Here is a 245-nt window from a genome sequence, read left to right as displayed (position 1 = left end):
GGCCAGGTGCGCGCACAGGAACGAACCCAGGCCGAACACGAACCAGTCGCCGGGCAGCATCAGGAACGCGTCGCCGGCAGTGGACAGCAGCAGCCCGGCGAAGATCGCGCGGCGATAGCGCGGATCGGCGCCTGCGCCCTCGCGCAGCACCATCGCCGCGATCAGCAGCGTGGTCGCGGGCTTGAACAGGTAGTGCAGCCAGATCGCGCCGGGGGCGTAGGCGCCGGCATTGGCCATCGCCGGCG

The 245-nt window shown here is 71.8% G+C and carries 1 protein-coding gene; it reads right to left on the bottom strand.

Annotated elements, in window-relative coordinates; all coding sequences use genetic code 11:
• A partial coding sequence (locus HKX41_12915; GenBank protein ID NNC25036.1) for a lysoplasmalogenase occupies positions 1-245 on the bottom strand: 245 nt, incomplete at both ends.

Origin of the sequence: Salifodinibacter halophilus (genome assembly GCA_012999515.1) — a bacterium.
Lineage (GTDB): Bacteria > Pseudomonadota > Gammaproteobacteria > Nevskiales > Salinisphaeraceae > Salifodinibacter > Salifodinibacter halophilus.
The sequence above is the reverse complement of the archived record's forward strand: the minus strand, read 5'-3'. Positions and strand labels throughout refer to the sequence as shown.